The sequence below is a fragment of the Bradyrhizobium sp. WSM4873 genome, assembly GCF_055811355.1.
Window position 1 is genome coordinate 22,722 of sequence record NZ_JBVVPS010000051.1, and the last position, 8,397, is coordinate 31,118.

An 8,397-nucleotide genomic window follows, 5' to 3' on the forward strand; every position below is an offset into this window, starting at 1 on the left:
AACAAGATCACATTGCAAATGCTCATCCGCCGATGAGTCCTCGAGGGTACATCCATTCAGCTCACGTCCAGAGGTATCGGTGCTGCGCTCTAAATTCACAGCTCTGCGCTCGAAAGCGCCATCATGGCAGCTGAGCCGGGCGTCACCTCAGCGAACGCAAGCATGCGAGCAAGAATCGTCTGGACAATCGTCCTCGGCTTTGCCGCCGATCCGTTGATGCGTTGGACTTGGCCGGACCCCGGGCAATACGTTAGCAGTATGACTCAGTTCATCAAGGCCTGTGGCGGGCGAGCATTCGAGCATGGCACAGCATACGTCGCGGGAGAAAGTCGGGCGGCCGCCCTGTGGCTACCTCCGCGCATCCATCAGGATGAGGATGCGCTGGACGCAATCATGGCGCGGTCACTGCGCCCGGAAATCAGTGAACATATGGCACATCTGCGCCAGGGAATCGCCGAACATCATCCCTCCGAGGCACATTGGTTTTTGCCCCTCATCGCTGTCGATCCGAGCTGGGTCGGACGAGGGCTCGGTACATTGCTGATGAGATACGCTCTTCAACGATGTGATGAGCAGGGCATCGCTGCCCACCTCGTAAGCTCGAATCCTAAAAACATTCCCTTTTACCAACGTCACGGGTTCAAGATTATTGGAAAGATACAGCACGGTTGCTCGCCGCTGCTCACGCCGATGTTGCGAAAGGCGAATTGAGCGGAATTCGTAGACGCTTCGCATGCTTCGGCTCCCCGAGTGTCCTGGGAGACGCTGAACTGACCCGCATTGCCTCATCCAGAATATTACTGGACAACTTCTCGCCGACGATTGGGTCGGTGCCATCGAATTGGTTCGGTGGCGTCTATGGCGTGAAAGATCAGCATGGGCGCCCGGCGCGAGGTGGTGTCTGCGGTTACGGAGCGTTACCGGTCGGCCAAACGAGGTGAGAAGGGGCGGATCCTCGACGAGTTGTGCGCGAAGACGGGCTGGCATCGCAAGCATGCGGTGCGCGCGCTTCGGCGGAGCGCAACGGTTGGACCGGAGAAGATGGAGGCGCCCGGAGAGCGCAAGCGCAGATATGGCGCGACGATCAAGGACGCGATGACGGCGCTGTGGGAGGCGTCGGATCGGGTATGCGGTAAGCGGCTCAAGGTGATGATCCCGACCTTGCTGCCGGCGCACGAGCAACATGGCCGATTCCAGCTTGGTGAGGCCGACCGTGATCCTGTTCTGGCGATCAGCGCCGCAACCATCGACCGCTTGCTCGTCGATGTGAAGATTACGGCGAGCGGCGGCAGGCGGCGCCGTGCCGGATTCTATTCGGCAATCCGGCGCGAAGTCCCGATCCGCACGTTCAATGACTGGAACAGCCCGGTACCCGGCTTCTGCGAGGTTGATTGGTCGCGCATGGCGGCACGTCGGTGGCCGGCTCGTTCATCCAGACCCTGACGATGGCCGATGTCGCCACGGGCTGGACGGAGTGCCTGCCGTTGCTGACGCGGGAGGGTTCGCTGGTCGTCGAGGCGATCAACCGCGCCCAGAGCCTGTTCCCCTGGCTCTTGCGCGGCGTGGACTTCGACAACGACAGCGCCTTCATGAACGATGTCGTCGTGCCATGGTGCCGCGAACAGAAGCTCGAGGTCACACGCTCGCGCGCGTACAAGAAGAACGATCAGGCGTTCGTCGAGCAGAAGAATGGTGCGGTCGTCCGCCGCCTCATGGGCTATGGCCGCTTCGTTCGCGTCGAGACGGCGCGCGTGATGGGCCGCCTCTATGCGGACGCATGGCTCTACGTCAACTTCTTCCAGCCGTCGTTCAAGCTGAAGGAGAAGCGCCGCGAAGGGGCTAAAGTGATCAAGCGCTATCATCCCCCGTCGACGCCCTATGAGCGCGCATTGGCGCATCCCAAGGTGACCGCGGCCGTGAAGAAAGGGCTGCGCGATCAGTATCGCTCGCTCGATCCGGTCGGGCTGTTGGCCGAGATTCGCGCGACCCAGGACGAACTCGGCAATCGCGTCGATCGTCGTGCCGGACAGGCGTGGCCTGCAACCCGCTTGCACGAGCACCGCGCCGGCGACCGCAGCGACGTTCGCGAAGACGCTCGGCAAGACGGCGACGGTCGCCGAGCCGCGTGCCACGCACCGGCGCACCCGTCGGCCCTATAAGAGGGTTCGCATGCCGTCCAAGCTCGACCCGCATATTGCTGCGATCGAGGGTTGGCTCGTCTAGCAGCCGCAGTTAACTGCACTCGCCATCGTCGGCCGGCTGAGCGAGAAATACCCCGAGGAGTTCGGAACGAGACAGCATTCGATCGTGCAGCGGCTGCTCAGGACGCTTAGACGGAAGACGGCCGAGCAATTGGTCGCGGAGGAGCCGCTCGGCGCCGCCACGACCGCTGCCCCATTGCCCGGGGTTGTAGACGGCTCGGGCTATGTATGGCCCGAGCCGCCCACAGCCCCTCTCGTCGAGCAAGCCGGGAAAGCCACTTGGCGCGGCCGATCAGCCGACATCGGATCGTCATCGGCAATTGAGCTATCAGGGTAACATTCGCTGATGCGGCAATACGACGGGTCAAATTTGCAAACGATGACGTAATTGCGGTCGGCGCCCGCGGCTTGAAAGGTCCGCTATCTTCAAGCCTTCCCGCAACCTTGCAAATCGGAGTGGGCTATGAAGCAATATGTTGGGCTGGATGTCTCGCAAAGCAAGTTCGATAACGAAGTCCGCCAGTTGGCGAAGTCGGATGAGACGACGCGCCGCCTGATGACGGTTCCTGGTGTCGGCGTGGTGACCTCTTGACCTTCCGCCATACGATCGACGACCCATCGCGCTTCCGATCGGCATCAAGCGTCGGCGCCTATCTGGGTCTTACGCCTCGACGCAACCAGTCTGGCGAAACTGACATCAATGGCAAGATATTACGATGGGGCGACCGTCTTCTCCGAACTTACCTGTACGAGGCGGCGACCGTCCTGCTTTATCGAACGAAGAAATTGTCCTCTCTCAAGGCTTGGGGCATGAAGCTCGCCAAGCGAAATGGCATGCGAAAGGCAAAGGTCGCCATCGCGCGCAAAATCGCCTGTTCTTCACTGTATCTGGGGCGACGGCACATCGTTCGATTGGGACCAGGCGAAGGAAGCCTGATCAGATCTTGTAAAATTCCTGGTCCGGTCTGCCGGACTGGCGATGTCCCGCTGGGACGGTGTTGTGGCGACCTCGGTCAATCGGCTGCTGGCGCCTCGACCGCACTCCGCTGCAAACGTTGAGGCGCCCGACCCGGACATCATCATGAGGCGCTGCGCGACCTCGGAAAGGACCATGACCCCAGCGAAGACATCAACCAGCCCCGGCGATCCAATGCCTAGCCGGCTAAGCACGTATCAGCCGCGCCCGCGCCGTCTCCGCAACCCGGACCAGCTCCGACGGCGCGAGCACTACCACCGTGCCGTGGGCGAGTTCAGAAATGTAAACTTGACAACAAACCGCAATTAAAGGGCGATTGACATTATAAGGCCATGTGTGGATGACGGGGTGGCGATTGACATCGTCGATACCGGCCATGATGCGCTCCTTGAGCTCATGTTTTGATGCGACCCGGATGTGGCGCAGGACCGAACGAGCGAACTTGGAGAAGAAGCCCTCGATGAGGTTGAGCCACGAGCCGTGCTTGGGCGTGAAGGTGAACTCGAAGCGCCCGCTTGGTCGGGTAGCGAACCAGGCTTTGGTTTCTCTCGAGATGTGCGTGGAATGATTGTCGAGGATCAATTTGATCGGGTGCTCCTCGGATAAGCGGCATCGAGAAGTCTGAGGAGTTCTATGAACTCGCGGCTGCGGTGACGGTCTCTGACGAGAGCGTGAACTCTGCCGGTGAGCAGATCAATCCCGGCCAATAGGCTGAGCCTGCCGTGCCGCTTGTACTCGTGGTCGCGCGCAAAGCCGGCGTGGATGCCGGGTTCGGGCGGCAAATCCGGCGCCGTCGTTGCGATGGCCTGGATTCCGGCTTTTCGTCGCACGACACGATCGCCACCGGCTTTCCCCGTCTCTTCGACTTGGCAGGGGCTTTTTTCAGGACTGCGACTTCACGATAGACGCACAGGACCTCGGCCATCTTCCGTTCGAACTCAGCATGGCGATTTTCAAGATAGTAGCGCACCTTGTGCGGCTTGATTTCCTCCTTGCCGAGGATCTTGCACAAGGACCAAATTGGTCAAGCATGCATGCCCTGCAGCCGGCCCGTGTTCGCGCGCATGGCGCGCCAACAGCCGCGTCGTCCACAACTCATGTGGATAGCCGTGGTCCTTCGCCTTGTCACACGCCAACGACACCAACCAGGCTTTGGCCTCAGGCGTGATGGTTGGTTCCTTGCCGGGGCGGGGGCGATCGTCAAGGGCGGCCAGCGGGCCATCGCCAGCGTTCGCTCGACACAGCGCTGCACCGTCTGATGATGGACTCCAAGTCTTTGACCTACTGCGCAAAGCGAAGGATTCTTGCGATACGTCAGCAGCATCTGCGCCCGCGAGACCCGGTTCGCTAGTTCAGTTCTCGACCGCGAAAGAGCCGCCAATGTTGCGATCTCTTCGTCGGCCATCGCCAACTCGACCGCTCGCCGCCTCCAGCCATGATACAGCTCCTCGTTTCGCCGACCGCAAACGAGGAATCCACCAACTGCCCGTCCGTTCCACCCATTCAGCCGACTCCAGCATCGCAGGTTTCATGGAATCGATCGTCTAGTGTGCGAGCGGCAAGCAGTCGCACTGCTCGGCAGGCCGAGCTCTTACCAGAAGTGGAAGGTTCGTTCTGCGCAGGACTTCGCTATGAGTAGAGCCGCTTTTTCAGACGTATGCGCGACCAGAAGCACTCGGAAACGGGCGACTAGTGGTAGTAAGTCATCAACCTGCAGTAATGGACAACGACATGGCTAACCCACGCCAGGAGGACAAGTCCACACGTACAATCGATGCAGCTCGACGGGCTCGGAGCTGCGCCATGGTGCGCCCCGGTGGATCACCTCGGCCTTGTAGAGACCGTTGATGGTTTCGCCGAGAGCATTGTCGTAGCAATCTCCAACCAGATGGCTGAGTACATTCAGTGGCTTGCGTCTAAGGGAGAGCGCTCGTGTTTCGGCGGGGAACAGGGCCGCCGTATTCGGGGTAATCCGGCGTCCAATCGGGCTCTGAATTCACTTTTCATGAAGTTCAAGCGCCGGCTCGCGTTGGTTTCACGAAGGAAACTATATGATGCAACGAGCCCTACATCCATCGGCTCTGGTACCTCGCGGCTGGAGTGGCGCACAACCGTCACCGTACCTCCCCCACGAGGGGCACGAGTTTCTGTTCCGACTGCGGGACCAGTTCTAGGCGAATACATAGCCAATATCAGCGCCCTAACCGATCTGCCGCTGGCGGGAGGCAGGTTCGCCTAGTGGTCGTGGCGCGCCGCTTCGGCTGCGTTACCATTCTGTGCAGCCTGCGTATTTTCACCGAGCGCTTCGATGACCGCGCTCTGGCACGGTGGGCGCGGCGAACGAGCTGGCTCGATCTGATCGTCCATCACCCTGGCCTTGCCTTGGGAGGCCGCCCGGCGGCGCGTTTTGCCATTTACTTATGCTGCCCGTGAGCAACGACACAATGCTTCGGGTGGTTAGGAGGCGCGGGTATCAGCCCTTTGCTGCGCCGAGCGTTATCGGCATCGAGGATTGGGCATGGCGCCGCAATCAGCGGTACGGAGCAATCATCCACGACCTCGAGCGGCGACGACAGATCACTCTCCTACCCGAGAGTCTCGCGGAGAAAGTACAGAAACGATCGCCCGCCAGATGACCAATGGCGGCGATACTCAATCAAAGTCAGAAACCGTCACCATTGCGGCGATTGAGCAAGGCGTTCCTCTCCTGGCCGAAGCTCGAGAGATCATAGGCGCTTTCCATGCGATGATCCGCAACAAGGCTCACGGAGAGCTTGGACCATGGTTGGAACGAGCATGCGCAAGCCTCATGTCTTTCGCCAGCGGCGTCATTAAGGACAAGGCCGCCGTCAGCGCAGCGATCACAACGTTTTGGTCCAACCGAAAGACAGAGGGCCCGATCACCAAGCTCAAACTAGTCAAGCGCAAAATGTACGACACGCCAAGCTCGACTTGCTGCAGGCTCGGCTGCTCGGCACCACATGGCCAGTGCTGCATCAAAATTGCGTCAGAGCCCCCTTTGGACCCAATCGGGGGTCCCAGTCCAATACCGATTGACACTTTCGCCGCTGTCGAGATGGCGCGGCCCTGGCACGCCAGGATATTGACGCCTGGGCTTGGTGGACCGGAAAACGGATATCCTCCTTCGCCTTTTGCCGTAGTTTTTGCACAGGCCCACACGCTCGGATGGAAGACGACGGCGCATGCTGGCGAAGAAGGCCCGTCAGACTATGTGGCTGCGGCGATCGGCAGGCTAGACGTCGGCCGCATAGATCATGGCGTTCAATGTGAGGCTGATCCGCGGCTGATGCGACGCCTTGCCCGAGAAGGGCATTGCCCTTGCGGTGTGCCCACTCTCAAAGTCGAACTGAAGGTGTTTCCTCCGCTCGAAGAGCACAATCTCGGCTCTGCATGCTGGCCTCTACTTCAAGGTCGACTCCGACGACCCGGCATATTTCCGGAGTGCTTGGACGACACTCGTTGTCCGATCGACGGAGGCAATGGGCTTGACCGCGGACGAGCAACTGACCGTGGCAGACAATAGCCTCAGGACCGCGTTCATGAATAACAAGTACCGGCTAATCATCGACAACATGAGACGGCCGGAATCTTCTCACTCTGGGGTCCGATAATGACGAGCGACGGTACAGATTCTTCGCTCCGCATCTGGCTCGCCGTCATCGTGCTGGCATCGCCTCGTTTGATAGTGTCTCGGCAGAGTTAGCACCTATCGGGCTGTTGTCTCAGATTGCTCGCGACCTAGGTGTGGTCTCTCAGGAGGTTGTCCATCTGGTCTGAACCGAGGAAGCTGAGGTTGCGAAGCTTCAGTTTTCCAAGGAGAGACCAGATGAACATCCACAAGAATGCGCCTCTGACGCCCAAAGGTCGAGAGGCGATGGTCCGAAGCGTGGTGGAAGGTGGGCTGAGCCAGGCCGACGCTGCCTACCAGTTCAACACGACGCCGAAGACCGTCGCCAAATGGGTCAAGCGGTTCCGCGGGGAAGGTGTGGATGGCTTGCGCGACCGCTCGTCGCGACCCCATTCATCGCCGAGCCAAACCCCGCCAGCCACGTGTGCAGCCATCGAGGCCTTGCGCCGGCAGCGCCACACCGGCAAGCAGATCGCGGCCGAGGTCGAGGTGTCGGCGGCCACCGTCAGCCGCGTCCTGCGCCGCTTGGGCTTGAACCGGATCCGCGATCTGGAGCCGGCCGAGCCGGAACGTCGCTATGAGCGCGAGAATCCAGGCGAAATCATTCACCTCGACATCAAAAAACTCGGGCGTTTCCAGCGTGTCGGCCACCGCATCACCGGCGATCCGAGTGGCCCGAACAAAAGCCGTGGCGCCGGTTGGGATTTCGTCCACGTCTGCATTGACGACCATTCCCGCGTCGCCTTCTCCGAGATCAAGCCCGATGAGACGGCGGAGAGTGCTGTTTCCTTCCTCAAGGCGGCTGTGGCTTATTACAAAAGCCTCCGCGTCACCGTCGCGCGCGTCATGACCGATAATGGGAGTTGCTACCAGTCCTTCGCATTCCGCGATGCTTGTCGGGATTTGGGCATCAAGCATATCCGCACCAAGCCCTACACGCCGAGAACAAACGGCAAGGCCGAACGCTTCATCCAGACCGCACTTCGGGAATGGGCTTACGCCAAAGCCTATCCAACATCAGATCGGCGCGCCCAAGAACTGCCAATCTGGCTGCACCAATACAACTGGCACAGACCACATGGTGGTATAAACTCCCAAAAGCCAATCAGCAGACTCGGTCTAACCGAGGACAACCTCTTGAGGCTCCACACCTAGGACGCGATCAGGCAGCGGTCGGGCTCATCGTGAGCCTCTATGGCTGGATCGGTGCTGCGAGCGCTCTGTTGTCGCCTGTTCTGCTTCAGAAGTTTCCTCGCAAGCCGTTACTCATCGCCTTTATGCTTATTCTTTCCGCAACCAATGTTGCGGCGATGATTTCTCACAGTTTCGAAGGGCTACTGTTGGCACGCACGGTGGGCGCTGTCGTTCACGGCTTCTATTGGGCCATGGCGGCTGCGGTCGCGTCTAAGATTGCCCCGTCCCGCCGTATGGGGAGCTATCGCCAAATTTTGGTGACGGCCGGGGCCGGTCAGGCGGCGGCGGTTGTGGGCTGACGGTCGGTCGGCTTGGCGATGACCTCGATCCCGTCGTTGAATGTCACACCGAGAAGAAGTTTTGGCAACTGGTTGTGT

The 8,397-nt window shown here is 60.1% G+C and carries 9 protein-coding genes and 2 pseudogenes; 8 read left to right on the top strand and 3 right to left on the bottom strand.

Annotated elements, in window-relative coordinates; genetic code table 11:
• The first annotated feature begins 123 nt into the window (after positions 1–123).
• The 4 genes and pseudogenes from AC0L21_RS35540 to AC0L21_RS35555 all read left to right on the top strand — a co-directional run.
• Positions 124–711 carry a GNAT family N-acetyltransferase gene (locus tag AC0L21_RS35540; RefSeq protein ID WP_473255996.1) on the top strand — a complete coding sequence of 196 codons (588 nt, stop codon included), beginning with the start codon at positions 124–126 and terminating at the stop codon, positions 709–711.
• Positions 712–876: 165 nt separating this feature from the next.
• Positions 877–1,443, top strand: coding sequence for a hypothetical protein (locus AC0L21_RS35545; RefSeq protein WP_473255995.1), 567 nt, complete (start codon positions 877–879; stop codon positions 1,441–1,443).
• The gene (locus AC0L21_RS35550) at positions 1,392–2,159 is read left to right on the top strand and encodes an integrase catalytic domain-containing protein (protein ID WP_473255994.1); all 768 of its coding nucleotides are present in this window, start codon (positions 1,392–1,394) and stop codon (positions 2,157–2,159) included. The genes AC0L21_RS35545 and AC0L21_RS35550 overlap by 52 nt, the downstream gene beginning before the upstream one ends.
• Before the next feature lie 583 nt (positions 2,160–2,742).
• A pseudogene (locus tag AC0L21_RS35555) lies at positions 2,743–3,138 on the top strand (transposase); the annotation flags it as partial.
• A gap of 225 nt (positions 3,139–3,363) precedes the next feature.
• Here AC0L21_RS35555 and AC0L21_RS35560 read toward each other — a convergent pair.
• From AC0L21_RS35560 to AC0L21_RS35570, 3 genes are read right to left on the bottom strand one after another with little or no spacing between them, the layout of a single operon-like run.
• A complete protein-coding gene (locus AC0L21_RS35560) occupies positions 3,364–3,759 on the bottom strand; it encodes a transposase (RefSeq protein ID WP_473255993.1) in 396 nt (131 codons plus the stop codon).
• 49 nt (positions 3,760–3,808) lie between these two features.
• Complete coding sequence (locus tag AC0L21_RS35565) at positions 3,809–4,189, bottom strand: hypothetical protein (RefSeq protein WP_473255992.1); 381 nt, start codon at positions 4,187–4,189, stop codon at positions 3,809–3,811.
• Positions 4,131–4,469, bottom strand: a complete 339-nt coding sequence (locus AC0L21_RS35570) for a helix-turn-helix domain-containing protein (RefSeq protein ID WP_231144208.1) — start codon at positions 4,467–4,469, stop codon at positions 4,131–4,133. Before AC0L21_RS35570 ends, AC0L21_RS35565 begins: the two co-directional genes overlap by 59 nt.
• 762 nt (positions 4,470–5,231) lie before the next feature.
• Here AC0L21_RS35570 and AC0L21_RS35575 point away from each other — a divergent pair.
• The 4 genes and pseudogenes from AC0L21_RS35575 to AC0L21_RS35590 all read left to right on the top strand — a co-directional run.
• Positions 5,232–6,159 (top strand): annotated as a pseudogene (locus AC0L21_RS35575) (transposase family protein); the annotation flags it as partial.
• A 94-nt stretch (positions 6,160–6,253) separates the two neighbouring features.
• Positions 6,254–6,721: a hypothetical protein gene (locus AC0L21_RS35580; RefSeq protein WP_473255991.1), complete on the top strand. Its 468-nt coding sequence runs from the start codon at positions 6,254–6,256 to the stop codon at positions 6,719–6,721.
• 303 nt (positions 6,722–7,024) lie between these two features.
• Positions 7,025–7,981 (top strand): IS481 family transposase, encoded by a 957-nt coding sequence (locus tag AC0L21_RS35585; RefSeq protein ID WP_473255990.1) that lies wholly within the window; start codon positions 7,025–7,027, stop codon positions 7,979–7,981.
• Positions 7,891–8,319 carry an MFS transporter gene (locus AC0L21_RS35590; RefSeq protein WP_473266444.1) on the top strand — a complete coding sequence of 143 codons (429 nt, stop codon included), beginning with the start codon at positions 7,891–7,893 and terminating at the stop codon, positions 8,317–8,319. The genes AC0L21_RS35585 and AC0L21_RS35590 overlap by 91 nt, the downstream gene beginning before the upstream one ends.
• Positions 8,320–8,397 lie beyond the last annotated feature (78 nt).

Coding starts and splice junctions, on each gene's coding strand:
- AC0L21_RS35540 (WP_473255996.1), top strand. CDS start 124: ATGGCAGCTGAGCCGGGCGTCACCTCAGCGAACGCAAGCATGCGAGCA.
- AC0L21_RS35545 (WP_473255995.1), top strand. CDS start 877: ATGGGCGCCCGGCGCGAGGTGGTGTCTGCGGTTACGGAGCGTTACCGG.
- AC0L21_RS35585 (WP_473255990.1), top strand. CDS start 7,025: ATGAACATCCACAAGAATGCGCCTCTGACGCCCAAAGGTCGAGAGGCG.
- AC0L21_RS35580 (WP_473255991.1), top strand. CDS start 6,254: ATGGCGCGGCCCTGGCACGCCAGGATATTGACGCCTGGGCTTGGTGGA.